At 39.3% G+C, this 26256-nt stretch carries 23 protein-coding genes, 1 tRNA gene and 1 pseudogene; 10 read left to right on the top strand and 15 right to left on the bottom strand.

What is annotated here, in order from left to right; genetic code table 11:
* Together HRT50_RS06055 and HRT50_RS06050 are read right to left on the bottom strand one after the other, a co-directional pair.
* Positions 1-2205: efflux RND transporter permease subunit (locus HRT50_RS06055; protein ID WP_291612362.1), on the bottom strand; the 2205-nt coding region annotated here is incomplete at its 3' end.
* A gap of 20 nt (positions 2206-2225) precedes the next feature.
* A complete protein-coding gene (locus HRT50_RS06050) occupies positions 2226-3326 on the bottom strand; it encodes an efflux RND transporter periplasmic adaptor subunit (protein WP_291612360.1) in 1101 nt (366 codons plus the stop codon).
* Positions 3327-3803: 477 nt separating this feature from the next.
* Between HRT50_RS06050 and HRT50_RS06045 the strand changes: the two genes are divergently transcribed.
* The 3 genes from HRT50_RS06045 (at position 3804) to HRT50_RS06035 (ending at position 6106) form a co-directional block, all read left to right on the top strand.
* Complete coding sequence (locus HRT50_RS06045; RefSeq protein ID WP_291612358.1) at positions 3804-4424, top strand: TetR/AcrR family transcriptional regulator; 621 nt, start codon at positions 3804-3806, stop codon at positions 4422-4424.
* 254 nt (positions 4425-4678) lie between these two features.
* A complete protein-coding gene (locus HRT50_RS06040; RefSeq protein ID WP_291612356.1) occupies positions 4679-5785 on the top strand; it encodes a DNA alkylation repair protein in 1107 nt (368 codons plus the stop codon).
* Between the two features lie 236 nt (positions 5786-6021).
* Positions 6022-6106: transfer RNA gene (locus HRT50_RS06035), tRNA-Leu, on the top strand.
* 168 nt (positions 6107-6274) lie between these two features.
* Here HRT50_RS06035 and HRT50_RS06030 read toward each other — a convergent pair.
* The gene (locus HRT50_RS06030; RefSeq protein WP_291612354.1) at positions 6275-7216 is read right to left on the bottom strand and encodes a glyoxylate/hydroxypyruvate reductase A; all 942 of its coding nucleotides are present in this window, start codon (positions 7214-7216) and stop codon (positions 6275-6277) included.
* 54 nt (positions 7217-7270) lie between these two features.
* Positions 7271-7852 carry a TetR/AcrR family transcriptional regulator gene (locus tag HRT50_RS06025; protein ID WP_291612352.1) on the bottom strand — a complete coding sequence of 194 codons (582 nt, stop codon included), beginning with the start codon at positions 7850-7852 and terminating at the stop codon, positions 7271-7273.
* 128 nt (positions 7853-7980) lie between these two features.
* Here HRT50_RS06025 and HRT50_RS06020 point away from each other — a divergent pair, with 128 nt between their 5' ends.
* Positions 7981-9036 (top strand): alkene reductase, encoded by a 1056-nt coding sequence (locus HRT50_RS06020; protein WP_291612350.1) that lies wholly within the window; start codon positions 7981-7983, stop codon positions 9034-9036.
* Between the two features lie 153 nt (positions 9037-9189).
* On the opposite strand, the pseudogene HRT50_RS06015 reads toward HRT50_RS06020, so the two are convergent.
* A pseudogene (locus tag HRT50_RS06015) lies at positions 9190-9462 on the bottom strand (PLP-dependent transferase); the annotation flags it as partial.
* A gap of 179 nt (positions 9463-9641) precedes the next feature.
* On the opposite strand from HRT50_RS06015, the gene selD reads away from it, so the two are divergent.
* Together selD and mnmH are read left to right on the top strand one after the other, a co-directional pair.
* Complete coding sequence (gene selD, locus HRT50_RS06010; RefSeq protein ID WP_291612364.1) at positions 9642-10676, top strand: selenide, water dikinase SelD; 1035 nt, start codon at positions 9642-9644, stop codon at positions 10674-10676.
* Complete coding sequence (gene mnmH, locus HRT50_RS06005; protein WP_291612348.1) at positions 10676-11797, top strand: tRNA 2-selenouridine(34) synthase MnmH; 1122 nt, start codon at positions 10676-10678, stop codon at positions 11795-11797. The genes selD and mnmH overlap by 1 nt, the downstream gene beginning before the upstream one ends.
* A gap of 265 nt (positions 11798-12062) precedes the next feature.
* Here mnmH and HRT50_RS06000 read toward each other — a convergent pair whose 3' ends face one another.
* The 5 genes from HRT50_RS06000 to HRT50_RS05980 form a co-directional block, all read right to left on the bottom strand.
* A complete protein-coding gene (locus HRT50_RS06000; RefSeq protein WP_291612346.1) occupies positions 12063-13109 on the bottom strand; it encodes a cysteine synthase A in 1047 nt (348 codons plus the stop codon).
* 165 nt (positions 13110-13274) lie between these two features.
* Positions 13275-14573, bottom strand: coding sequence for an ATP-binding protein (locus tag HRT50_RS05995; protein ID WP_291612344.1), 1299 nt, complete (start codon positions 14571-14573; stop codon positions 13275-13277).
* 43 nt (positions 14574-14616) lie between these two features.
* On the bottom strand, positions 14617-15309 hold the full coding sequence (locus HRT50_RS05990) for a response regulator transcription factor (RefSeq protein ID WP_291612342.1): 693 nt from the start codon (positions 15307-15309) through the stop codon (positions 14617-14619).
* Positions 15309-15713: a DUF3019 domain-containing protein gene (locus HRT50_RS05985; protein WP_291612340.1), complete on the bottom strand. Its 405-nt coding sequence runs from the start codon at positions 15711-15713 to the stop codon at positions 15309-15311. The genes HRT50_RS05990 and HRT50_RS05985 overlap by 1 nt, the downstream gene beginning before the upstream one ends.
* A complete protein-coding gene (locus HRT50_RS05980; RefSeq protein ID WP_291612338.1) occupies positions 15703-16596 on the bottom strand; it encodes a MipA/OmpV family protein in 894 nt (297 codons plus the stop codon). The genes HRT50_RS05985 and HRT50_RS05980 overlap by 11 nt, the downstream gene beginning before the upstream one ends.
* A gap of 165 nt (positions 16597-16761) precedes the next feature.
* Between HRT50_RS05980 and HRT50_RS05975 the strand changes: the two genes are divergently transcribed.
* Complete coding sequence (locus tag HRT50_RS05975; RefSeq protein ID WP_291612335.1) at positions 16762-18903, top strand: beta-propeller domain-containing protein; 2142 nt, start codon at positions 16762-16764, stop codon at positions 18901-18903.
* 71 nt (positions 18904-18974) lie between these two features.
* Here the strand turns inward: HRT50_RS05975 and HRT50_RS05970 are convergent, their stop codons facing one another.
* Entirely contained in the window at positions 18975-19484 is a 510-nt protein-coding gene (locus tag HRT50_RS05970) for a GNAT family N-acetyltransferase (protein WP_291612333.1), read from the bottom strand.
* 1 nt (position 19485) lies between these two features.
* The gene (locus HRT50_RS05965; RefSeq protein WP_291612331.1) at positions 19486-20094 is read right to left on the bottom strand and encodes a LysE family translocator; all 609 of its coding nucleotides are present in this window, start codon (positions 20092-20094) and stop codon (positions 19486-19488) included.
* Positions 20095-20208: 114 nt separating this feature from the next.
* Between HRT50_RS05965 and HRT50_RS05960 the strand changes: the two genes are divergently transcribed.
* Positions 20209-21597, top strand: a complete 1389-nt coding sequence (locus HRT50_RS05960; protein ID WP_291612329.1) for a PLP-dependent aminotransferase family protein — start codon at positions 20209-20211, stop codon at positions 21595-21597.
* 157 nt (positions 21598-21754) lie between these two features.
* Here HRT50_RS05960 and HRT50_RS05955 read toward each other — a convergent pair whose 3' ends face one another.
* Positions 21755-22399, bottom strand: a complete 645-nt coding sequence (locus HRT50_RS05955) for a cupin domain-containing protein (protein ID WP_291612327.1) — start codon at positions 22397-22399, stop codon at positions 21755-21757.
* Positions 22400-22512: 113 nt separating this feature from the next.
* Here HRT50_RS05955 and HRT50_RS05950 point away from each other — a divergent pair, with 113 nt between their 5' ends.
* Complete coding sequence (locus HRT50_RS05950) at positions 22513-22857, top strand: helix-turn-helix domain-containing protein (protein ID WP_291612324.1); 345 nt, start codon at positions 22513-22515, stop codon at positions 22855-22857.
* A 120-nt stretch (positions 22858-22977) separates the two neighbouring features.
* Positions 22978-23595, top strand: coding sequence for a PolC-type DNA polymerase III (locus HRT50_RS05945; protein ID WP_291612322.1), 618 nt, complete (start codon positions 22978-22980; stop codon positions 23593-23595).
* A 10-nt stretch (positions 23596-23605) separates the two neighbouring features.
* Here HRT50_RS05945 and HRT50_RS05940 read toward each other — a convergent pair whose 3' ends face one another.
* Positions 23606-24892, bottom strand: coding sequence for a sensor domain-containing diguanylate cyclase (locus tag HRT50_RS05940; protein WP_291612321.1), 1287 nt, complete (start codon positions 24890-24892; stop codon positions 23606-23608).
* A gap of 280 nt (positions 24893-25172) precedes the next feature.
* Positions 25173-26081 (bottom strand): LysR family transcriptional regulator, encoded by a 909-nt coding sequence (locus tag HRT50_RS05935; protein ID WP_291612318.1) that lies wholly within the window; start codon positions 26079-26081, stop codon positions 25173-25175.
* Positions 26082-26256 lie beyond the last annotated feature (175 nt).

Genomic DNA, 26256 nt, shown 5'->3' with positions numbered 1-26256 from the left:
TTGCGCTATTTCAGAAGAAGTTAGTCCTGAGCGCTTTGCTCTGAGTTGATCAATTTGCACGTCAATTTTAACAATCAGGTTTTCCCAGTCGGTTCTAATATCTAAGGTGTTTGGCGTGTCATGCAGTACATCCATGATCTGCTGTGCCTTCTTATAGATAATATTTTTGTCTGGGCCCTTTACTTGTATTTTAATAGTATTGGAATCTGATGGCCCTAAAAACATCTTACTTACCCGAGCTGATACATTAGGGAAGTCATGTTCTATATCACGGTCTAACATAAGTACCTTAGCGGAAATATCGGTTTCATCCTTTACATTAAGAACAATAAAACCTTTATTCTGCGCAGGATCTTCTGGCGCCAATGACATAACAAAACGTGGGCCACTAAAACCGACATAACCAGAGTAACTGTCGATAAAATCAAAACGTGTTTTGTTATCTAGCCATGAGAATATCTCTTTCATCTGGCGGTTAGTTTCTTTTGATGAGGTGCCATTAGGCAAGTCAATATTGATAATAATTTGTGTGCGATCAGAGTCCGGAAAAAACTGTTTAGCGACCGAACCCATTGCAACTATCGAGGCAACAAATAGCATCAGCATAGCGCCGATAAATAGCGCTTTATGTGTTAATAACCAATGCAAAAACACCTCGTAGTAGGCATAAAATCTACCGACACTAACATCTTCATTATTTGTCACTAAAGCTTTTGAACCTGCTTGCTTTGCGGGAGTAATGAAGAAGTAACACAATAATGGCGTGACACATAAGGCCAATATCCAACTAGTTAATAAGGTAATTAATATCACCAAAGAAATAGAGCGGGTATATTCACCAGCAACATGTTCAGCCAGCATCAGCGGTAAGAAAAATAAAATAGTGGTAATAGATGAGCTAAGTAGGGGAATGGCTAATTCTTGACTGCCTTGTAACATAGCATCATAGCGGGCAATGCCTTTTTCTATACGGCGCTTAAAATCTTCGGCGATAACAATGCCGTTATCTACTAACAAGCCTAATGAAATAATCAAGGTCGCTAAACTCATCCGCTCTAATTTCATATCGGCAAAATGCATTATGGTGAGTGTGGTAAGCATAACAAAAGGCACAATAGCGCCAACAATAAGACCAACTCGCAGACCTAAAAATAAAATCACCACCACCAGTACAATCGCCAGTGTTTGTAATACATTTACCGAGACACCTCTAATGGTTTTCTCTACTTGTGCCGCTTGGTAGGTGGCAACATTTATTGTATAACCAACCGGTAAAGTGCTGGCTACCTCATCTGATTTTTCCATCACCCGTGGGGCAAATTCCAATAAGTTATATTCGGGCAACATAGATATGGCAAAAAATATTGCCGGTTGGCCATTAAAGTAAGCAAGTTTGTCAGGCGGGTCAAGATAGTCTCTACGTAGGGTTACCACATCTTTTAAGGCGATAAAATTTTCGCTATTGGGGATGTTAATATAAGTATTGGCAATATCTAAGGTGCTATTAAAGTTACCTGAAGGCTCAACAATAAAACTGATGGCTCCGGTGTCTATTTGACCACCAGAGCTAATAATGTTTTGATTTTGCAGCTCCGATATTAACGCCTCTGGCGATATGCCCAGTTGTGCTAATTTGGCATTAGATACTTCGAGAAAAATTCGTTCTTCTTGACGGCCGAGTATTTCAATTTTTTTAGTGCCTTCCACACCATATAAACTGTCGCGTATATGTTGGGCAATATCATACATTTCACCCATACCAAAACCGTCGGCGGTTAAGGCTAGGGTGATCACTGAAACATCACCAAATTCGTCATTTACATGAGGAGTACGTGTACCCGATGGCATTTTTTGATGTGCTGCCGTGGTTTTATTACGTACGTTTTGCCATATATCGTCAAGGTTGAAATAACGATCATAAACTTTTACATGGACAATGGATAAACCGATAGTGGAGGTTGATTTAATTTCCTCCACTTCGGGAATTTTTCGTATTTCCTCTTCCAACTTTTTGGTGATAAGTTGCTCAACTCTGTCTGGCGACATACCAGGAAAAGATGTGCTGATAATAGCTTCACGTATGGTGATAGTTGGGTCTTCTTGCGCAGGCAAGGTGAAGTAGGCAAAAACACCATTGATCAACATGACACCCAGTAGTAAAAAAACACTTTTACGATACTTAAAGGCGATTTTAGTTAAATTCATTATTCTTCCTTAGGCTCGGCTTAGTTAAATCGCTTGATTTTAGTATCTAGCAAACTAACTTGTTGGCCATCTCTAAGGAAGGCAACCCCAGCTGTAGCGATTATTTCACCCGGCTGTAATCCAGAAGATATATATACTTGGTTGTTTAAGATGTTTTCTGTTTTTATTTCTCTGCGCTGAACTACTTTTTCATCGCTGTTATAGACAAATACATAAGCTTTCTGTTCTAGTCCTGCGCTAATCGCTGTAAGAGGTACCTTGATAGAAGGGCCTTTATGTCCTGTTCTACCTACGCCCTCAAACATAAATTCTACTTCCGCGGTCATGCCTGCGCGTAATAATGGGTTATCACCTTGCAAAACTACAGTTACCGGAAAGGCATTGGCAGACTCTGCTCTAGTACCTATTTCGGTGATACGACCATTCATTTTTATCTTAGGTAATACTGGGAACATTATCGGTAAAATAGCGTTTTGGGTTAATTCTTGAATTAAGGTTTCAGGCACCATAATCTGAATTTCTAAGCCATGTTTACCTTCGATTTCAAAGACAGACTGTCCGGAAGTAATCTGCTGAGACGGCTCAAATAATCGCCGAGTAATAATGCCATCATAGGGAGCACGTAAAATACTGTCCTGCAGGTTTTTATTGGCAATATCTAATTGCGCCTGTGCAACCGCAACAGCACTACTGTTAGAATCATAACTTGCTTTGGCATTGTCAAAACCTGATTGCGAAACAACACCTTGTTTTAGCAAGGCTTGATAACGAGCATAAGTGTTTTTAGCATCAGCTAAACTCGCCTTAGACTGTTGATACTTTGCCTTAGCGGATTGCAGTTCTAGATTAAAACTACGTTTATACAATAGGGCTAATGGTTGATCTTTGCGGACATGCGCACCCAAGTTAACATTAATCTGTTCAATTTTACCGCTGACTTCAAAGCTGAGTTTTGTCGCTTCAACGGGAGCTACAATACCCGATAATACCCGTATTTGTTCAAGTGATGAAAGACTAACTTGTGTCCACTTTATCGGACGAATTGGTTCGATTATGTCTTTTGCTGGTTTATTACAACCAACGAGTAATAGAGTCATTAGTATAAATGAGAGCGCGCGCATGCTTGTTCCTTTGGTTACTTTTGGCTTGACAAAAGTGCAGGGATGTCCCTATGAGTAAAGTTCATTTTTACTAAGCTGTACAATTGGTACTGCCTAGTACCGGATAGTTTGGTACTATACAGTACCAAAGTCAACAATATATACCCAAGCTACTTCAAGATGCTCGTTTCAGGACGGCTGAGCGATTCATACTCAAGGCGCGTATTTTATTAATGGTCATTCCCTTAATTACTTACGCAACAATGAATATGATTTGCTCATTCGTCCCCGTAGGGCTGGTTTAGAAACGTTTTATTCGTCGTTATTGATATTCGAAAAGGACGCTACATGGATGTTGCTTCTTAGAGAATGCAGGAGCTTATTACTCCTGAGTAACCATTCTCTTCAATCAATGCCTTGCCTAAATACGTTTCTAATTCCAGCTGAATCCCGCATCTTGAGGTTGTTTGGGTATAGTTACAATTACGGCACCCCAAGATGGTTAAAGACAGCACTATAGAAATTACCAAACTCAGCGCAAGAGGTCTGTTGATATTAGATGCAGCACAACATCTTTTTTATCATCAAGGCTTTGATGAAACGTCTTTAGCAATGATCATTAGCGAGGCAGGTGGTTCAAGACGCTCTATCTATAATGAGTTTGGTAATAAGCAGGGCTTGTTGATGGCCGTTATTCAAAGGCAAGTGAAAGAGCAATCGGAAATTCTAACTTCGATTAATCGTGATATTGAAGCCAAAGCAGCGCTTAACCAAGTATGTTTTAAGTTTGTTAAAGGCATGTTATCACCAGAGTTGATGTCACTGTTTCGTTTAGTGGTGCAGCAAGTCGTGAAATTTCCGGAACTGGGCGAAATGATTTATCAAAAAGGACCTATGACTGGCATCCTACCCTTAGCAGATTACTTAGAATGGCTGAAAGAGCAAAAAATCTTAAAAATTGATAATTGTCACTTTAGTGCACAAATGCTAATTGAAATGGCAAAAGGTCCATTACATACCAGAAGCTTATTGTTACCGAATAAAAAAGCCAGTGATGAAGAAATCAGCCATCAGGTGGCCAAGGCTGTTGATATTTTTTTAAATGCCCATCAAGTTTAAAGTGTGAATGTCAGTGATAGTATTTTGTAATTAATAACGCAACTTATAAAAATAAGTATTCTCTTCTTAGGGAAAACAAGGTAGTTATACCAGTTTCATTAAGTTTGTGATCTTGTTGTGGATAGGAAAAATATATCAGGGCAAGGCGCTCGATTGAGCAATAGCTGGCTATTGGGATTGAGAGCAACGCAGACATGGTGTATTTTAACCTGCACAAGTGAGCAATAATTTAATGAAATTGGTATTACATGTTAATGAAAGATGGATTAAATCTCGCCGCGGCAGAGCGAATTTCGACGGCGATTAGTCAGGTTTACCCTAACTTTGCAGTTGAACAATTTTTACAACAAATTGATATTGGTCTAGCATCACTTGAACTTAAGCAGAGAGTTAACCACTTTATTGAGGTCTTAGCTAAGTATTTACCGCAAGAATTTTCCGTTTGTCATGAAATTTTTATCCAGCTAAAACCTCATTGGGATTATGGTAACCCCGAAGATCCATTACGATCATTTGCTGCTTGGCCAGTCACTGATTTTGTTGCTAAATATGGCATAGATAATCCAGATTTAGCTTTTGATTGTCTACGGTATTTAACCAGTTTATTTTCAGCTGAGTTTGCCATTCGACCTTTTATTGAAAAATATCCTGAATTATCGGCTAAATATTTAAGCCAATGGGTAACGGATGAAGACTACCATGTAAGACGGCTAACTTCTGAAGGCACAAGGCCACGTTTGCCTTGGGGAATTAGGTTGCAGGCATTTTGCCAAGACCCAAAACCAAATTTAGCTTTATTAGAGCAACTTAAAGATGATGAAAGTGAATATGTACGCCGCTCAGTGGCAAATCACTTAAATGATATAGCGAAAGACAATCCCGACATTGTTATTGAAATATGTAAGCGCTGGCAAAAAGGCGCTTCAAGTAATACTCAATGGGTTATTAAACACGCTTGTCGTAGTTTAATTAAATCAGGGCATCCTCAGGTATTTCCACTGTTGGGCTTTACCAAAAGCCCAAAACTTTTGGCCGAAGATTTATCCTTAGTAAATAGTCAATTAACACTCGGTGATACGTTAACGTTTACTGTGCAGTTAACATCCACATCAATGAGTAATCAAAAGCTTGCTATCGATTTTGTCATTTATCATATGAAAGCGAATGGACAGTTATCAGCAAAAGTCTTTAAGTTGAAAGAGCTGACCTTAAAAAGCAAAGCAAGTATTGAGCTAACGAAGCAACATAAGATGAAAGCTATTACTACACGTAAGTATTATTCGGGCAAACACCAAGTAGCGATACAGATAAATGGTAAAGAAGTCCTAATAAAAGACTTTAATCTTAGAGTGCCCGATTAATTACTTTCTTAAATAACTATTGGCAGGGACCATAATGAGCTGAGAATGGTGTCTTGCTGCTGGAATAGCATAAATAAACACCAGTTAACATAACCGCGATGAAAAACTTGTTGCTTAGTTAATTTAGTTTCGTATAATGCCACCTCTTTAGCGCATAGCTAAAGTTCGTAAAAGCTTTATAGCCTTTACTGAATAAATTTCCAGGGAGTTGATTTATCAGCTAACTAAAAGTTTATGCCGCAGTGGTGGAATTGGTAGACACGTCGGATTCAAAATCCGATTTCGAAAGAAGTGACGGTTCAAGTCCGTCTTGCGGTACCATACATAGAAAGCCCTGATCAGAAATGGTCGGGGCTTTTTTGTGTTTAAATTACGATAATACATGATGTACACCACCATTGCTCAATTTAGGTGATAATGTATTTATTGAAGCTGTTTGGTAATGGATGCCCTGATTAATCTTATAATTTAGCTTTAGATAGTGTGATTCTAATACCCTTGTTTAACATCGACATAATTGGGGATGACGTTATTTTCACGATACATTAATATATTCTTAGCAATAACCTTTGCTGCCGAGAGCATATTGGTTGGTGCGGATATATGCGGTAACACTGTGATGTTAGGGTTAGTCCAAATGGCATCGGTCGGCGCTAAAGGTTCATGCTCAAAGACATCGAGTACGGCATGAGCTATGTGGCCATTTTCTAATAAGTTCAATAATGCTTTGGTATCGATAACAGCTCCTCGTGAGAAGTTTATTAGCTTGGCACCCTTAGGAAGATTACTTAACAATTCCTTGCCAAGCAGATGATAAGTCTCTGGAGTGAGTGGTAACAGGTTTATTAAAATATCTGTTTTGCTTAGCATTGTATGTAAACCAGCAGAGCCTAGGTAATTTTTAATACCATCAAACTGCTTTGCTGTTCTGCTCCAACAACTCACTTGGTAATCTAGTTTTTTTAGGGTATTTAAAGCCGTGATGCCGAGTGCACCAGCTCCTAATACACTTACCCTAAGTTCTGCGGAGGTTATACACGGCAACTGTCGCCACTGTTTGTTGACTTGCTGTTGCGCATATTCAGGCATGTTTCGTTGCAAATATAAGGTCCAGGCAAGTACAGATTCAGCCATAGTCTTTGCTAGTTGTGGATCGTTTAATTTAACTAGCTTTACCGGCTTATCAATAACGTCACCAACTAAGCGTTCGACACCAGCCCATAAGCTTTGTATCCAGACTAAATTAGGGAATCTGGCCAAGTCGCTTGGATCTGGATTGGCAACAATGGCAATATCTATATGCTTAGCTTGAGAGTCACTAATTTCTTCAGGTAAACGTATTGTTTCATTGATAAGTTGCTTTTGGATCTCTGCTAGCCATTGAGACTTAGTTGCTGATTCAGAGCCACTGATGAAAACTATATTATTCATTAATTAAAAAACCTGTTGGGAAGCTAGAGTGATTAAAATTTTGTATAAGTAAAACTACTGAGAAACATCATGATAAAGCTGCTCAGCAAGTTGCTCTAATACTTTTGCCTCGGGGTGAGTATGGGCAAAAGTTCTTAAGCCATATATACCCATTAAAAAGTACCGTGCTAGATGGTCGCAATCTTTGTCAGCGTTAATACTTTTTTCTGCTTTAGCTTGCTCAAATTTTTCTGCTAGAGCTTGCTGTAAAACAGATAGATTATCGCTAATCACTTGTTGAATTTCACTGTCTTGTTCAGCGATTTCATTCAATGCCTTGGTTAATAAACAAGCCTGAGCACTATCGCAACTAATACATTCAACGACCACATTAGTTAAATATGACTTTAAATTATCAAGGGTTAAATGCGAGTTAGCAAAGAACTGCTCAAATTCGGTAGCTCTGTCTAAACGATATTGCTCAAGGGCAGCAAGTAATAAACCTCGCTTGTTTTCAAAAGCACAGTAAATAGAGCCAGGGTGTAAACCCGTGGCTTTTTTAAGCTCTTGCATACTGGTATTAGCATAACCCTTATGCATAAAAGCTTTCATAGCAGCTCTTAATACTTCTTCTCTATCAAACTCAGCATTACGCATTAATTTATCGTCATCATTTTAGTAGATGCCATGATTATACCTAATTTTGAACAAGCATTCAAAATAGTAGTTGAATGTTCGTTCAAATAACGATATCTTGAATGTACATTCAAGATAGAGACACAATCATGACCGAAAATTTATTCAAACCTTACGTGTTAAATAACAGCATTAGTTTAAACAATAAAATATTAATGGCGCCATTAACACGGTGTATGGCTGATGATAATTTAGTACCCACTCAAGCAATGGCAGAGTATTACGCTCGCAGAGCTGAGTCAGGGTTAATCATTTCAGAAGCGGTAATTATCCGCCCTGACGGTCAAGGTTACCCAAATACACCGGGCTTATTTACCCAAGCTCAAATTGACGGCTGGCAAGCAGTTACTTCGGCAGTGCACAAAAATGGTGGGAAAATATTTGCCCAGCTTTGGCATACCGGTCGAGTTGCACATCCGTATTTTTACGGCAAGGGCAACGATGACGCGGCAGTATTAGCACCATCTGCCATTGGTGTTGAGGGCAGTGTACCTAGAATGCGCGAACTAACCTATAAAACCCCTAAAGCCGTAAGCATTGATGAAATAAACTCACTAGTGAGTGATTATGCTTTAGCTGCCGAAAATGCGATTAAAGCAGGTTTTGATGGTGTTGAGATTCATGGCGCTAATGGTTACCTTATTGACCAATTTTTACATCATGATAGTAATCAACGCAGTGATGAGTACGGCGGTAGCAGTGAAAATATGATCCGCTTTGCTTTAGAGGTGGTTGACGGCATTATCTCAAAAATAGGCAATGATAGAACTGCGTTAAGAGTATCACCAGGAGCCTACTTTAATATGGCTGGTGACAAACGAGATCGCCAAGTATTTGATCTACTATTACCAGAGTTAGAAAAGCGTGATTTAGCCTTTTTACATATTGGTATATTTGACGATAGTATGGAATTTGATTATTTAGGCGGTAAAGCCTCAAGTTATGTTCGAGCGAACTACAGTAAAACTTTAGTGGGTGTGGGTAGTTACACCGCAGAAACGGCAAGTGAGGCAATCGAAGATAATAAGTTTGACCTTATTGCTATTGGTCGACCTTTCATTGCTAACCCTGATTATGTCGCTAAAATCCGCAATAAGCAGCCATTAGTGAGTTATTCTGATGAGATGTTAACCAGCTTAGTTTAATTAAATCGGCCTAAATTGAGCCTATCTAAATTCAACTAAATTTAACTAACTCAATTTAGATAAATTAAAACCCGCCATTAAATCACTAATGGAGGGTTTAATTGTTTAAGCAACTAAAGTTATGTCAGTGCTTAGTCCCTATAAAAAGAAAAGTTACTTTTGGCTCAGTGCTAATGCCTGCTCAACGTCGGCAAGAATATCTTCAATATGTTCAATACCAATAGATAAACGCACCATTTCCTTACTCACGCCAGCCATAGGCAATTCTTCTGCGTTTAATTGCCTATGTGTTGTTGAAGCTGGATGACAAGCGAGTGACTTAGCATCACCAATATTAACAAGACGCACGATAAGCTGTAGTGCATCAATAAATTTAGCGCCTGCTTGTTCGCCACCTTTAATGCCAAAACTTAAAATACCGCTGCTGCCTTCTGGCATATACTTCTGCGCCTAGAACTTATTAGGCCACCCATGATAACTTGAGCAATTTTAATTGCCACTGCAGCCCAGCACATTGAATAGCAACTGAGATAAATATTAATCCACAGGTGTAACAGCGCAGTTATTACTGTAAATTAGTCTCCTGCTTCTTCATTATACCAATTATCATGACAAAAATTCGTTTGACCCAATACTCACACGGCGCAGGCTGTGGCTGTAAAATTTCGCCGTCGGTACTTGATGTGATGCTAAAGTCATCACTGGCTTTACCCGAGAATAACGCACTTTTAGTGGGTAATAGCACCAAAGATGACGCGGCTGTTTTTGATATTGGTAATGATCAAGCCGTGATCTCAACCACTGATTTTTTTATGCCCATTGTCGATGATCCTACTGACTTTGGTAAAATTGCCGCCTGTAATGCCATTAGCGATATTTATGCCATGGGCGGAAAGCCGCTAATGGCGATAGCTATTTTGGGCTGGCCAGTAAAACTTTTAGCGCCAGAAATAGCCCAACAAGTGCTTGATGGAGCAAGAATGATCTGTGCTGAGGCGGGGATCCCGTTAGCGGGCGGCCATTCCATTGATGCGCCTGAGCCAATTTTTGGCTTAGCCGTTACTGGTCTGATCAATAATGCGCAGATTAAGCGCAACAATACCGCAGGGGTTGGCGATCTTTTGTATTTAACTAAGCCGTTAGGTATTGGCATTATGACCACGGCTGAAAAACAAGGGAAACTGTTACCTGAACACACACAACTAGCACCACAAGTGATGAAAACCTTAAATACTATTGGACAGAAGTTTGCAGCACTGGATGTTGTTACGGCTATGACTGATGTGACTGGCTTTGCACTTTTAGGACATCTATTGGAAATGTGTCAAGGCAGTGATGTTGCTGCTGTTATCGATTTTGAGCAAGTACCCTTTATGGACTTCGTCAATGATTATATTGACCAAGGCTGTATACCTGGTGGCTGTGAGCGAAATTTTGACAGTTATGGTGAACACGTTGGGCCGTTAAGCGCTAAGCAAAGAATACTTTTGTGCGATCCTCAAACCAGTGGCGGTTTACTTGTGGCAGTTCAACCACAAGGCAAAGACGAATTTGAAGCGCTATGTCGAGATAATGGCCTTAACCTACAACCTATTGGTGAGCTAGTGGCGGCAACTTCACCAACCGTGAGCTTGTTGTAATGACCATCAATACTTCAACAATAGAGCGAGCCAACAGCGCAGATTTTAGCGCTATTATTCGTAATAAAATCCCTTTAATGGATGTACGGGCGCCAATTGAATTTGAAAAGGGCGCTTTTAATCAGTCGATAAGTTACCCTCTGATGAATAACGATGAACGAGCGGAAGTAGGCCTTTGTTATAAAAAAAATGGCCAAGCGGCTGCCATCACTCTAGGCAATAGCTTAGTTTCAGGGCAGACAAAATCGAGTCGGCTGGCACAATGGCAAGACTTTGCTCGGGAAAATCCACAAGGCTATTTATATTGTTTTCGCGGCGGTTTACGTTCGCAAACGGTACAGCGTTGGTTAAAGGAATCGGGTGTTAACTATCCACTGCTTACCGGTGGTTATAAAGCCCTTCGTCAGTTTTTACTGAACGAACTGGACAAATTAGCATTACAGCCATTGATGATTTTAGCCGGCAATACTGGCTGTGGCAAAACGCCTTTTCTAAGCCATTGTGTTAACAGTTTAGATTTAGAAGGGGCAGCGGGTCATCGAGGTTCGAGTTTTGGCGGCTTCGTTACCAGACAATCAAATCAAATAAATTTTGAAAATAAGCTAGTTGAACAATACATCACGGGTAACTATAACTCAGAGCAAACCTTGCTCTTAGAAGATGAAGGCAGGGCAATTGGCAGCATTCATTTACCGGATAGCTTAAGAAAATCTATGGCATTAGCGCCACTAGTGGTACTTGAAGAAAGCTTAGATTATCGACTTGAGCATATTTATCAAGAATACATCATAAAAATGACAGCCCAATACCAAGCTAAATATGGTGTTGAACAAGGCTTTGTCGCCTTTAGTCAGTATTTAGAGCAAGGCCTGTTCAAAGTACGAAAGCGCCTTGGCACCGAGCGTTACGGCCAATTAAAGGCAATACAGAGTACGGCCTTAATCCAACAGAAAAATGGTCAACTTCACTATCATTTTGATTGGTTAAAACCTTTGCTCAGCGAATACTATGATCCTATGTATCAATACCAATTAGGACTAAAGGCCGAAAGAATAATTTTTCGTGGCAATAATGCCCAATGTTTATCTTTTTTACAAAATGAGCTCGTTTTGGCTCATTAGTGTTATTTAACCTCAGCTCGGGATAAGCAAAGTTACTCAATAAGCTATTTTAGCGCCTACCTGCGTTGGCTCTGTTACCAATAACCAGTTATTGGTACACAAAACCGCCTTGTTAGACACTAAACTATCAAAATTGAGCGATACAAATAGGTAATATCTTCAGTGATTCTTGCAACCTATTGATATAAATGACTACTTGGTGAAATTGAAACATTCATTAACCCGAGTTGAGGTTATTTATTTTACTTCACTTACCTCACTGTAATTAGCGCACTGTAATCACCACGTTAGCTGGCTCGGCTTGATAACGTTCAAACATGCTGGCTAGCGTTTCATGATCAACAGTAATTTTCTTTTCTTTTAGGAATTCGGGATTATAAAGTTTGTCGTAAGAGCGCTCCGCTAAGTCACAGCAAAAGGTGACAATAGTTTTGCCTGGGCCCATTTTTGCTGCTGCATATAGCGCACCGGCAACGTTTAATGCAGAGCTACTGCCGAGTAAGATACCATCTAGTTGGCTGAGCTCTCGGGAAATAGTCACCAAGTCTTGATCCGGTAAGCTAATGGCTTTATTTATCTTGGCCTGACGGAAATTTTCGACACTACGCATAATGCCGATGCCTTCGGTAAACGAACTGCCGTTCGCTTGATACTGGCCGGTTTTTAAATAGTGATAAATACCAGAGCCGTGGGGATCAACCAACCAAGTTTGTAATTGCGGGTTCTGCTCTGATAAATACCTTGAGTTACCCGCTATAGTACCGCCAGTACCAACGACAGAAACCAGTGCGTCAATATGGCCTTGGGTTTGTTGCCAAATTTCGGGTCCGGTATTGAGGTAATGGGCTTTACAATTACTGGTATTTTCAAACTGATCAGCCCACCAATAATCGCCACGCTGTTCACCAAGTTGTTTGGCGGTATGATAAAAATGTTTAGGATCAGCAAAGGGGCAGGCATCAACTAAAAACAATTGCGCATCATACAGCGCTTGTCCTTTAGGCATTACTGCTAACATATTAAAACCTAGGGCTTTGGCAACAAGGGCTAAGCCAATACCGGTATTGCCAGCGGTTCCCTCGACTATGGTCATGCCGGGTTTTAGATAACCACTTTCTATGGCGTCTTTCACTAACTGTAATGCCGCTCGGTCTTTAATTGAGCCTCCCGGGTTTTGCTGCTCACATTTTAACAATATTTCACAGCCAGTTAGGTTGCTCAGGCTATTGATGCGTAATAAATCGGTATTGCCGATTAATTCAGTAATATTATTAGCAACTTTATTGGTAGTGTTAGGGGAAAGTATTGTCATGACGTCTCAAAATTACTAGGTGTATATAAAAGCGTAGACACGACTAAGGTTAAGTCAAGATTCTGTTATTTATCAATTTGTTCTTAACATAATTGCCGGGAATAACTGGGCATACCCAAGTTAACCTTGAGTGAACAGCAAAAATATGGTTGATAGCCGTAATGTTTACGCTTTATCTAGCGGGATGGTTAAACTAAAGTTTGCTCCGCCCATGTCGGACTTTTCAATAGTGCACTGGCCTTTATGCCAGTCCATAATTCTTTTAACTATGGCGAGACCTAGGCCAAAGCCACCTTGTTCTTTGTTCCTACTTTTATCTAAACGGGTAAAAGCTTGGAAGATACTTTCTCGATCCTTTTTATCAATACCTTTGCCATTATCGCTCACTGAAATAATGAGTTGATTATTTTGCATGCTCGCTCTAATTTCAACTAGGCTATCGGCATAACGAATCGCATTAGTAATTAAGTTTTGGCTGGCTCGCTCTATTAGATGTCCGTTACATAAACAATAAAGATCATCTTGCAGTGTAAGTGTTAACGTTTTATCTGTACTGCGTTTTTGCTTCTCTACTTGATTTACTAACAGCTCATTAATGTTAACCATGGTTTTACTATGCGCTTGTTCAAGGGTTTCGATACGAGAATAATTGAGCATTTCATCGACGAGAGTTTCCATTTCTTGTAAGTCGCTGGTAATCCCCGCGACTTGCTCTGGCTTAGCATTATCTAACATGGCCAAAGAAAACCTAAGCCTGGACATAGGTGTTCTTAATTCATGAGACACGGCATTTACCAATTGGGTTTGCTCTAGCAGTAATTTGGTAATACGTTTTGCCATATCTTGAAAAGTTTGCACCACTATTGCGGTTGGAGAACTTTTATTTATCTTACAGCTTATGGCGAGATTACCTGAAGAAATATCACTGGCCATTTGTTTTAACTTGACTAAATCTAGCCAAATAGGACGGATCCATAGTGCGATAAAAGCAGCTAGTAACAGATAGGAAATAGCTAAGATAATATATTTTAATTGAGTATTTTCATGGCTGTTGTCTGCGTGGTGATTGACCTCTAGGGGCCCAATTTGATATAGGCTGCTGTTATTATTTTCTTGCCTCTTATTTGCGTGCAGATAAATGAGCGGACGTTGCTGATGATCATAAATAACCACGGCTTCACCCTCTAGCAGGCGTGATTTTTGCTCACTTAACCAGGCAATGTCATCTAGTGAAATTATTGCCAGCGCAATGCTAGATTGTTGGGTAAAAAGCTGCACTTTTTCAGTATCGTTTCCGATCAGTGCAGGCAGTGCTTTGGCAATATTCACCGCTTGTTGAATTTCAGAAATATTTTCACTTTCGTCAGTTAGTGTTAAATGTTGCCATAACAATTCAGAGCCCCAGTTGATGCTGAGTAACCCTATGACTATTGCCAAATATAAACTGATAAATAACTTTATCATGGTGAGTTTTTATCCAAATATTATCGAGTTAGGCCGTGTGGTATTATTGCCATGCAGAGGAGCAAAATAAATACCCCTTGCCCCAAATGGTCATTATTTTATAAGGCTTTTGGGTATCATCAGCTAATTTTTTACGCAAACGCGAAACTCTTACATCAACACTGCGATCAAAACCATCGTAATCGCGGCCTATCATTTCTTGATGGATAAAATCACGACTTTGCGGCTCGTCGGGGTTATTGGCCAGTAGCCAAAGTAATTCAAACTCATGGCTAGTTAGCTCAATATGTTCTTTATTTAAATGCACTTGACGGGATTTTTTATCAATACTGAGTTGGCCAATTTTAAGGCTGTCTTGCTCTGTCGCCTTGGTGTTTTGTGTGCGCCTTAATACCATATTGATTCTAGCGAGCAGTACATGAGGCACTACAGGTTTGATGATATAGTCATCAGCGCCTATTTCTAAGCCGATGACATGGTCTAAATCACTGTCTTTGGCGGTAAGAAAGAGTATCGGTTTAGTAAATTTTTTCCTTACTCGTCGGCAAATACTAAAACCGTCGAGTTTGGGCAGCATAATATCAAGAATAACTACATCGGGTTGTTTGGCTAGAATAAACGCAGGTGCTTGTTCACCGCTATGTAATACAGTTACTCTAAAGTTGTTTGCTTGTAGAAATTGCTGGATAAGGCTGGCAAGACGCACATCATCCTCAACTAATAAAATATGCAACATTAAAATAGACTCCAGCCCGAGCGCAAACGGCGTCGATATTTTTTAGCAAGGCTGCTATTGATAGTGATCAATTGCTTGGCAATAATATGGTGATTATCATCTTTTAAGGTATATACCATGTTTTCCTCAATGTTGATTTCAATGACAGCTTTAATCGTTTTTTGCTTAAGCCAACAGGCCACTTTGGTTATGCCTTGATAAAGGCAACTGTTGATGGCTTTTGGTGCTTGCCAACTAACCGTTGCTGTCATGCTACAGGCATCTCCTGGTTTTTTAACAATACACACTAACGGTTTTATTGAAAATTCAACACCACCGGTATTTTCAGCATTTTCATCAGCAGCAAGAGCGGGCAATGTAGCAAAGCTCAAAATGAGTAAAATTGCCCAGCTATTACAGCGCATATTCTACCCCCATAAAAAAGGTATCAATAACATCATCATGTACCAGAGGACTATTGGTCAGAGAACTGTCTAACCACTCTCTTTGTAGCGTTAATTTCACCGACCAATTTTCGTTAATGGCATATTGGTTAATAAACTTAAAGTAAGGGCTTAAACTTGCTTTACCCTGATAATATAATTCATCGACAACATTATCTTTTTCATCAATGCCATAGTAATAATCAACTTGTTCTTTGCTTTGCCAATTAGCCCCTATGGTCAGGGTTAGCAGGTTGTTGGGTATCGTACTGAAAGTAAATGGCTGCTCTAATGCTAGCTGAGCATTTAAGCCATTATAAATATTATTGATATTATGCAATAACTTAACTTGAAAATGACTGTGCTGGAAGAAAAACCAATTCACTTGCAAACCTGCATCGAATGCCCACTTTCGTTCTTGTACTTGACCGAGTTCCACTTCAATAATATCAGTCTCAGTCTTACCTGTACCTTCTATGGCATCGATGGCTTCATCGAATTGAGCTTCGCTTACTATGCTGTTAGAGAGGGTATTAACGAAAATATTATTGGGGTGCCAACGCTCAAAAAATGAATTCTCTCGATTAATCTGACTAATCGCGCTAAATGACAAAGCATCGCTTTCGTAAAATGTAAAGCCTAAGGCATTGTTATCTATAAATACTTTCTCTCCATAATAACTAAAGTTGGGTACTATAACTAAGGGGATATTATCGCCATCATTTAGCGGGTTGGTGATAACACCAGCACCCAAAGCAATGGAGAATTGCCACTCACCCACGGGCACACAGTCGCTATCTGCAGGTGAACATTGTGCATATACTGACGGGCTAATGATAAATAGTAGGAAAATTAAATACTTCAATTTCATGACTTCTAGTGAATAGCAATGGTATTGCCTATAAGTTAACACTGAAGCAAGAGTGGGTCACTGCCGATTACACAAGGTTACATTTGGTAGCACCTGACAACGGAATTATTACTGACATTCGGTAAAGTAAATTTAAACATAACAAAGGAGAATGAAATAATGTTTAACAAAAAAATTGCGCTTTTCTCGATGTTTACTCGATCTGAATTAGCGTTGTGTTTACTGCTTAGTCTGGTTACGTTTACCTCAATGTTAACGGGCTGTGTTAGTGACAATGACAATATCAAGGAGGTTCCAGAACTCAATGGTTTACAGATGAGTTTAACGCCTTTGGCAAGAGGGGTAACCAAAACAGCTACTACTTTTGAGCAATATATTAAAAATGGCCTCTACTTACGTAGCGAACAAAATAACTATGCTGTTGATGGCGTATTGGAAAGTTCGGCTTTGGTTGATAAGGCAAGTGCCGGTGATACTGGGTTTTCTCAAACGAATGTTCAGCAACAGGGAGTTGCCGAAGGGGATAGAGTAAAATATGACGGCGAATATATGTATATTGCTAACAATCAATATGATTTTCATATGCTTGAAAGCTCAATACAGGAGCAGACTCAAAGCTCTGTTAGAGTGATGCTCCGAGATAATAATGGTGATGTCAGTGAGGCAGCAAGTATTCCCTTAAATTTACCGTCGTCTAATATTAACAGCTTATATCTAAACAATAATACCTTGGTAGCTGTTTCAGATCTTTATCAAGAGCAAGCCGATTATATGAATGCTACTTCTATTGCCGCGGACTCTATTATGCCAACTAAAGCTCAATTTAATGTTTCATTGATAAATGTTAACGAGCCAAAAAATAGTAGCACTATAGGTTCACTTACCTTTGATGGTTTTGTTGTTGATAGCCGCAGAGTAGGTGATACCTTATATGTGGTTAGTCGCTATTCGCCTGTAGTAGATGGTTTAGTTTATGCTGAAAGCAAAGCAGAAAAGTGGGCAAACTACCGCCGCATTATGGATACTAATATCAGTGACTTATTGCCTAAATATCGTGACCAAGATGGCATTGAGCGAGCGTTAGTAACAGCAGAAGACTGTTACCTTCCTGAGAATGCCACTGATAAAGATGGCTTTGATGACATGGTAACGTTAACGGCAATCAATATTAATAATCCGCAGCAGCTGACCTCTGCCTGTGTGAATAGTCAAGTACAAGGGATTTATGCTACATCTTCCTCTGTTTATTTGTATAGCACTAACTATGTAAACCAATTTTTCTTTGACAGCAAAGCTAGCGAACAAAGCTCTGTGATTCATAAGTTTACACTTGATGGCAGCGCAATTGATTATGTTGCATCAGGCACTATTTCGGGCCGTTTTGACTGGCATATGTCTAACTTAAGGTTTAGTGAGCATAATGGTGATTTACGGGTAATAACCACTGCAGGAGATCGCTTTTCTGGTTATCAACATAAGCTGAATATTCTTAGACAAAATAATAATAATCTTGCTCTTGTTGCTCAGTTACCGAATGCAAGTAACCCTAAACCCATAGGTAAGGTAAACAATGACGGCATAGTCCTAGAAGATATTAAATCGGTCCGGTTTTTTGGTGACCTAGCCTATGTGGTAACATTTTTAACAACGGATCCACTGTATGTAATTGATCTCTCTGACCCTATGAATCCTGTTATTCAGGGCCAACTAGAGGTTCCTGGTTATTCTTCTTATCTACATCCGGTATCACCCACTCTATTATTAGGCATAGGGCAAAACGTTGGTTTAGGCATATTCGAAGTTAATAACGGCCAAGCTCTGCCAGCAGAAGACTTTCCGCTCATTCAAGGCGCAAAAGTCAGTTTATTTGATGTCAGTGATTTATCAGCGCCAAAAGAAATACGCTCTTTAGTGTTTGAAGGTGCTTATACGCCAGTTGAATATAATTATCATGCTTTTACTTCTTTAGCGACTGAAGATGACTCATATCGTATCGCGCTTCCTTTTGAGCGTTGGTTAACGACCAGTTATGTGCAGGAAGGGGGGGGGATAGTGTACGAATGGAGTCAGGAAAATTTCCTTGGCCTATTTGATATCAGCAATATAACTCAAGGTAATAGTAGTGCTGAATTAAATTATATTGGCAATGTTAATGCCATTGATACCGAGGGGCCTTTTAATCATGCCTCTGCTTGGGATGACCGAGCGATATTACATTATGACGATGTTTATTATATTCATGGCATGCAAGTTTGGAAATCATTATGGCACAGCCCAGAACAAGTGATGGGGCCATTTTAGCTTAACATCCCAGGTTACTTACCAAGCTCTCATCATGAGAGCTTTTTTATGACTAAAATCACTATAGGAATTTATTGAGTTAAATAAAGTCCAGGTTTGTTGATTTGAATCATTGATTGCGGATTGTCGACAGCAGTAAAAGTAAACTTTTTATAAAGTTCGTGGGCATCAAGGGTACACAACATAAACCGTCTTAAGCCTTGCAAGTCACTATGCTGCATAATAAAGTCTATCAAGGCGGTGCCTAGGCCACGATTACCATATTCAGGCAATACAAAAACATCGGCTAAATATGCAAAAGCGGCTTTGTCAGTAATTACCCGTGCAAAACCTATTTGTCGATCATTAAGGTACAAGCCAAAACACATGGAGTTGCTAATCGCTGTTGCAACCAACTCCCTTGATATGCCTTTCGACCAATAACAACATGTTAAGTAGCCATGAATAACGTTAAGTTGCAGGCTGCCCTTATCATCACTCACTAAAAAGGTTTGCTCTTGGCTGGTTATTTTTTTTTGAGTATTTTTTTGCACCTTATCTTGAACTTCATCATGAAGCTGTATTTTCATATTATCTGACATATTAATTCCCAATTATCATCGCTATGCTGGCTAAGGTTGCTAATGCCAAGGTGATATTAAATACTTGCCAATGACGAGGTGTTTTTAACAGTCGCTGCATTGCTACCCCGCAACAAATCCAAAATAAACTACCGATAAAGCCGGTTATGCTCCAAGCAAAAATCACCATAAATACCGAATAGAAATATGCTTCGCCTACTAGAGTAAAAGCAGAAAGACAAGTGAGGCTTGTCATCCAGGCTTTAGGGTTAATAAATTGAAATACTACGCCATGCCAGAAACTCAAGGGTTGTGCGCCTTTATCTTGTTTAGTAACGGGCGAGGCAAAAGCTATTTTCATTGCCAAGTACAGCATATAAGCAATACAAATTACCTTAAGTACTTGTTGTGCTGCCGGGTAGTTAACAAATATGGCACCCAGACCAAGGCTTAACAGCAGCACCAGCAATACAATACCTAAGCGAATGCCAAAGACAAAGGGCATACTGGCGCGAAAACCAAAGTGTGCACCGTTGGCTGAAAGCAACATATTATTTGGACCGGGGGTTGATGCCGCAGTAAGGGTGAAGATTAGTAGGGGTAACATCAGGGCAAAAAGTTGTTCGTACATAAAAGTCCTTGCATTCATTAAATTGTATGCATACAATTGTTGTTTGTTAGGGTGTCATTATTCAGGTGTCATCATATTGATTTATTTTTATTACTCAAGGACTTTATTGACACCATGACAATTTGGACACCAATACTCGATAGTGCATTGCCAAAGTATTTGGCCTTAGCCCAGGCTATAGAAGAAGCCATTAATCAAGGTGAATTAAAACCTGAAGATAAGCTGCCACCACAGCGACGTTTAGCCGATGCAATAAAGGTTACCATAGGTACAATTTCTCGAGCCTACAGTGAGGCTGAACGGCGTGGTTTGGTGACGGCCAAAACGGGCAGTGGCACTTACGTTCGAACAAAGAATAATATCAATGAAATCGTTGATGAAATGGCGCAGGACATTGCTGGTAAAATTGATATGCAGATGGCCTTTGCACCAGAAGGTCCACAGATAAAAATGTTAAATCGTGCAATGACATCAATGGCTCAAAGTGAGCAATTACTCAGTAATTTACTGCATTATGCCCCTGAACTTGGTTACCCTAATCATCGCAAGAGTTTTCAGCGGTGGCTTACCGATGAGCCGGTAGCATTAAAAGACTGTGATTTCTTGTTCACTCATGGTGGCCAACATGCCATTAGTGTCGCAATTAATGCTTTATGTCGAGAGGGGGATATCATTCTCATAGAAGATTTAGTCTTCCCTGGTATCTTGGCAGCTGCGCAAAATAAAGGTGTTAAACTTGTCTCTATTGCCATGGACGAGCAGGGAATCATACCAGACAAAGTTTTACAGGCTTGCCAGCGGCATAAACCGCGAATGATATACTTAACACCCAATAGCCAAAACCCCTGTGGAACACAGCTATCAATTGAGCGGCGTCAAACACTAGTCGATATTTGCTGTGAGCATAACGTTTTTATTCTAGAGGATGATGTGCAGTTTATTGCCACTAAAGATAAACCAAAAAGCATGCAAGAATTGGCACCTGAGCAATGTATTTATCTAAGTAGCTTTTCCAAACGCTTTAGTGGTGCTATGCGCATTGGTTTTTTGGTAGCACCTAATAGCATTTATAATAAAATTCGACTATCACTGCGGGCTTCTTCTTGGACTAATTCGCCAATATTAATCCATTGGTTGTGCCAGTGGATGGATAATGGTGAATTGGCCGAGTTAGAGCAGTGGTTAGTAACAGAAATGACAGCACGACAAGCACTAGCTCAGCAATATCTTGCTGCTTGGAAGCCGAATAGCCAACAAACCAGCTTTAATTTATGGCTAGAGTTACCGCTAGGGTGGTTGAGCCATGAATTTGTAGCTCAAGCAAAAGAACATGGTGTGTTAGTACGTAGTGCTGATGACTACCGAGTGGGTCAACAAATACCATCGCCAGCTATTCGTTTGTGTTTAAGTAGGCCAAAAACTCATGTGCAACTAACGGATGCATTAGTAATAATTAAAACCCTTTTGCAGCAAGGACCCTCTATAAAAGAAGCGGTTATGTAAAGCTATTCCTTTAGGTGATTTTTGATCGTTTTAAAATATATGGTAGGTTTTTAATATTAATTCATACAATGACCTTAGCGATCAATACCAATATGCATATGTATCATCATTGCTAATATACTCATTAAGGTTAACCGTTCTAGTTGAGTCACTAAGCTTACAGGTGACCCACCTTAACCAAGATAATTGTTTCCTGCTCTACATAAGGAAAATGTTCACTCAAATGCGGACTACGAAGCCAAGATCCTTCGGGGTAGCGACCATGCTCATCAATAAACTCGCCACTAATAACAAAAATTTCTTCGCCGCCGAAGTGTCGGTGCGGTTGAAATCGTTCACCTTTTGGCCACTTAACTAGCGCCGTAGATTGACCTTGGTAGTTGTGCAATGGCATAACCATTAAGTTGCCCATGCCCGGTGACCAGCTTGTTTTTGTGGTATCAATGACAACATGTTCATTATCACCTGATTGAAATTGGTGCAGTTTTACTAATAAAATACAGCCGTCTTTACTAAAAGGTGCATGACGAAATCCCTCAGGATTTCTAAAATAGCTGCCAGCATGATAGTCACCGGTATGATCAGAAAAGCTGCCGGATAAAACAAGGATCTCTTCACCTAGCGGATGATCGTGTTCATTAAAGTTAGCGCCGGGCTCAAACTTAACTAAGCTGGTGGCATGGCCTCTTTCGGCATCTTCTCTGGCTAAGGGTTTACGCCAAACACGCGCATGTGGACTAGCTAGCCAAGTTTGTTCGTGAGTATTAATGAATACCTTTTCAGTAAAGTTCATATTGAGCATTTTTTTCCTCTAATACCAATTAATTAAATAATCTACTTGGTATAATATCCTCTACTCAATTCTATACCAAGTACGCACAATAGGGTTTGGTAAGCACTTTTAGGTACATCTTTATGAATAATAAGACAATTAAATTTTCAATAAAATCAGCACCTGAAAAAACTGCTCGTATGGTTGAAACCATTGTCGGCTGTAAATGGTCACTCACTGTTTATAATTTACTGAAGCATGATATTCGTCGGCCGGGAGAAATGGTGAAAAGTGTGGAGGGTTTAACCACTAAGGTGCTAAATGCTTGTTTAAAGCGCAATATAGAGTTTGGTATTGTTGAACGGGAAAGCTTTAATGAAATTCCACCTAGAGTTGAATATAGAGTAACGGAGTTAGGGGATAAATTTATCCACATATTGACTGAATTAGAAAAGCTGCAAGCAGAAATAGATGACAGTAGCTTATAAGCTTATTTATGATATCTTTGCGCTACGAAAAAGACGTAGCGCGAAAAGTTCGTCACTTTAGAAAGTATTAAAAGCCTTTAATAATTACCACTAATCTATAACTAAGCTGTAAAGAACCCTATGAACGCCAATTCGCTAATAATTCTCGATTTTGAAACTACCGGCCTGTCCCCTGATAATGGTGATAGAGCCATTGAAATAGGTGCCGTTAAACTTGAAAATGGAGTGGTCACTGATCGCTTTCAAGAGCTGATGTATCCTGGGCGACCGGTGAGTCATTTTATTGCCGATTACACCGGCATTACTAATAAAATGTTAAATGAAGCGGCGCCATGTGATGAAGTTATGGCACGCTTTGCTGACTTTATTCAAGGGTATAATCTGGTTGCCCATAATGCCTCGTTTGATAAACGTTTTTTAGACAGTGAACTAAAACGGATATCAAGAGACTATGATGGTCAATTTGTTTGTTCGTTATTACTGTCTCGCCGTCTAAACCAAAGTGCGCCTAATCATAAGTTAGGAACACTCATTAACTACAAAGGTATTGCCTCAAATGGTAGTTTCCATAGGGCGTTATACGATTCTGAAATGACAGCCAAACTTTGGTTAGCAATGTTAGAAGATATTCAAGAAAAAGCGGCTATCGATGATGTACCGTTTTCATTAGTACAAAAGCTGACTAAAATCACTAAAGCCAATGTCGGTAATTTTTTAGCTAACTATAGTGTTAGCTAAAACTGTTTTACTAGCTACTTAAGGTGTTTTTACCACTATTTTTAGCTTTATATAGTAAGGCATCTGTTTTTTTGTAAAGCTCGTCGATGTTTACTGCTTTGCTGTATTCTGTGCATAACAGTCCCATAGATACCGTAATATAATCACTCACCGTACTATGTTTATGAGGTATTTGTAATTGGGCAATATTGTGCATAATTTTTTTTGATAAAATATTGGCTGACTCTTTACGATCTACTTTAAAGACAAGGCCAAACTCTTCACCACCTAATCTGAAACAATAATCATCATCTCTAAATAACGACTTTTGTAATACGTTGCTAATCTTCTTTAAAACATCATCTCCTGCTAAATGGCCATAGGTGTCGTTGTATGCTTTGAAAAAGTCGATATCCAACATTAAAAAACAAATTAATTTATTATCCCTTCCTGATTCCTTGATAGTATTATTAAACAAAGATTCAAACTTCCTTCTGTTCAATAAGCCAGTTAAAGAGTCAGTTTCAGATATTCGCTTAATTTTTAACTCAAGGTTTTTAGACTCAGTTATATCAATATGAACACCTTTCATTCGTATAGCATTGCCGTTTTCATCTCGTTGACAAACTTTACCTATATCATGGATCCACCGCCATTGACCATGGCCATCCTTCATGCGAAATTTTGCATTATAAACTTCACTTTCACCATTTAAATGTTTTGCAATAAGCTTAATTGTTGGCTCAAGATCATCGGGGTGAACAATTGAAGCCCACTTATCAAGGCCATCTATTATCTCTGAAAATAATTCATTACTGGCTCTAAATTTATTATCTAAATATTTTTTTTGAGTTACCCAGGTCTTATTAGCAATAATACGTCCTTCTTGAGGATAAAAATCCCAGCATCCAATGTTCGCCGCTTTTACCGCATTTGTTAGGCGTTTTATATTTTCTTTATCAACTTTTCTTTCTGCTTTAAACTGTACAGATTTAGTAATTTCAGTTAAAAAAGTTATAATATTACCTTTCTCATTTTTAACTAATTTCATTTTAAAGTGCTTGTCAGCTTGTTTGTATTTAAAAAACAACGCATTTTTTGAACCTGTGAGACACTTATTGAACAATGCTTTTAACTCTAAGCTTTCTTTATCCGTAAATAAGTCAAACAAGCTAATTTTCCACATTGTTTCGTAGGTCAAATTCCTTAACTCGCACTCTCTTTCATTAAAATAAATATACTTTCCTTGAACCACAGAAAGTTCAGCAATCCCCAAAGGCTGATGATCTAAGATGTCTTTTAATTGCATTTCATTCATGATTCACCTAATTATTAGCCTTGTATGTTGTTATATGTTCGGCTTACAAGTGGCTATTGAAATAAATTAAAGTAAATGATTGATCTCTGAGCTATTTCCATATGGCTTTAGTAGTATCGACCAAGCCTTTTAATGTCTTTACAAAAAGCAACTGATACCTCTTAGCCTCTACAAATAACATGGCTATTGTTGCGTTTGTATTACTAATTGTTAACGGAGTGTTTCTTTTTGGTTGAAATGTGATCTATATCAAGTGAAGTGACATTAGCTAGATTTTTATTTAGATTTTATTACTTATTTGGCTGTTAAAATACTCTTTCAAAAAATTAAGCAATAATCTCATTTTTTTAGAGTTGGCCGTGCCTGGCGGGAAAACACCATATACATTGATATCACTCAGGCTGTAATCATCGAGTACTGTTGCTAAGGTGCCGGCCTTTATTTTGGGTAAGGCATCATAAACAGGAATACGGCCTAAGCCATGCCCAGCTTCAACAAATGCAGTACGTGCTGCGGCATTATTGGTACTAATGCTGCCTTTGGTGGTAACGCTGAACGAACGACTGCCTTTAGTTAAAGTTACTACCCCTGAGGTTAATTTATAAATCACCCACTGATGATTACTTAAATCCGCTGGATTTTTTGGTAGTCCATATTGGCGCAGGTACTCAGGTGCAGCGCAAAGACACGTTTTTAGAGTGGCGAGTTTACTTGCTTGTAAACCTGAGTTAGGCAATGGTGCACCACGAATGGCCAAATCGATACCTTCTTTCATGATATTAACCACTTCATCAGTCAACATGACATCAAGCTCAATTTTTGGATAAATCTTCTTAAATTCGTTAAGTGCTGGTACCACGGTTTGCAAACCAACATTTACCGGGCAAGTTATCTTAAGTAATCCGATAGGTTCATTTTTGAAATTTTCAATTTGCTGGTTGGCAGCACTGGCTTGCTCAGCAATAACCCGGCAGCGTTCATAATAGGCTTGGCCAGCTTCAGTAAGATTGATCGAACGGGTTGAACGGTTAAGTAGTTTTACCTCGAGCTGTGTTTCAAGCTTTTTCAAATGATAACTAACTACCGCTCGAGAGAGCCCCAAATGTTTCGCCGCCGCGCTTAAGCTGCCTTGTTCAATGACTTGAGCAAAAACAACCATACTTTTGAGTTGTTCAAATGAAACATTCATAGACTATCCTAACTGACTAAAAGCGTATTACTACTGACAAAGTAACTACTCGTGAATAGCATTGTATCAATTATTAAGACAATGTTGTCAGTTTTATCTGCATTGTTCATATGGGGTGTTGGGCATATACTAGCTTTATTGAAAATGAAAGCACAGCCAAACGCGCTTAAACTTA

The sequence above is a fragment of the Colwellia sp. genome, assembly GCF_013215345.1.
GTDB lineage: Bacteria > Pseudomonadota > Gammaproteobacteria > Enterobacterales > Alteromonadaceae > Colwellia.
The sequence above is the reverse complement of the archived record's forward strand: the minus strand, read 5'-3'. Positions and strand labels throughout refer to the sequence as shown.

Coding starts and splice junctions, on each gene's coding strand:
- HRT50_RS06050 (WP_291612360.1), bottom strand. CDS start 3,326: ATGCGCGCGCTCTCATTTATACTAATGACTCTATTACTCGTTGGTTGT.
- HRT50_RS06045 (WP_291612358.1), top strand. CDS start 3,804: ATGGTTAAAGACAGCACTATAGAAATTACCAAACTCAGCGCAAGAGGT.
- HRT50_RS06040 (WP_291612356.1), top strand. CDS start 4,679: ATGAAAGATGGATTAAATCTCGCCGCGGCAGAGCGAATTTCGACGGCG.
- HRT50_RS06030 (WP_291612354.1), bottom strand. CDS start 7,216: ATGAATAATATAGTTTTCATCAGTGGCTCTGAATCAGCAACTAAGTCT.
- HRT50_RS06025 (WP_291612352.1), bottom strand. CDS start 7,852: ATGCGTAATGCTGAGTTTGATAGAGAAGAAGTATTAAGAGCTGCTATG.
- HRT50_RS06020 (WP_291612350.1), top strand. CDS start 7,981: ATGACCGAAAATTTATTCAAACCTTACGTGTTAAATAACAGCATTAGT.
- mnmH (WP_291612348.1), top strand. CDS start 10,676: ATGACCATCAATACTTCAACAATAGAGCGAGCCAACAGCGCAGATTTT.
- HRT50_RS06000 (WP_291612346.1), bottom strand. CDS start 13,109: ATGACAATACTTTCCCCTAACACTACCAATAAAGTTGCTAATAATATT.
- HRT50_RS05995 (WP_291612344.1), bottom strand. CDS start 14,573: ATGATAAAGTTATTTATCAGTTTATATTTGGCAATAGTCATAGGGTTA.
- HRT50_RS05990 (WP_291612342.1), bottom strand. CDS start 15,309: ATGTTGCATATTTTATTAGTTGAGGATGATGTGCGTCTTGCCAGCCTT.
- HRT50_RS05985 (WP_291612340.1), bottom strand. CDS start 15,713: ATGCGCTGTAATAGCTGGGCAATTTTACTCATTTTGAGCTTTGCTACA.
- HRT50_RS05975 (WP_291612335.1), top strand. CDS start 16,762: ATGTTTAACAAAAAAATTGCGCTTTTCTCGATGTTTACTCGATCTGAA.
- HRT50_RS05970 (WP_291612333.1), bottom strand. CDS start 19,484: ATGTCAGATAATATGAAAATACAGCTTCATGATGAAGTTCAAGATAAG.
- HRT50_RS05965 (WP_291612331.1), bottom strand. CDS start 20,094: ATGTACGAACAACTTTTTGCCCTGATGTTACCCCTACTAATCTTCACC.
- HRT50_RS05960 (WP_291612329.1), top strand. CDS start 20,209: ATGACAATTTGGACACCAATACTCGATAGTGCATTGCCAAAGTATTTG.
- HRT50_RS05955 (WP_291612327.1), bottom strand. CDS start 22,399: ATGCTCAATATGAACTTTACTGAAAAGGTATTCATTAATACTCACGAA.
- HRT50_RS05950 (WP_291612324.1), top strand. CDS start 22,513: ATGAATAATAAGACAATTAAATTTTCAATAAAATCAGCACCTGAAAAA.
- HRT50_RS05945 (WP_291612322.1), top strand. CDS start 22,978: ATGAACGCCAATTCGCTAATAATTCTCGATTTTGAAACTACCGGCCTG.
- HRT50_RS05940 (WP_291612321.1), bottom strand. CDS start 24,892: ATGAATGAAATGCAATTAAAAGACATCTTAGATCATCAGCCTTTGGGG.
- HRT50_RS05935 (WP_291612318.1), bottom strand. CDS start 26,081: ATGAATGTTTCATTTGAACAACTCAAAAGTATGGTTGTTTTTGCTCAA.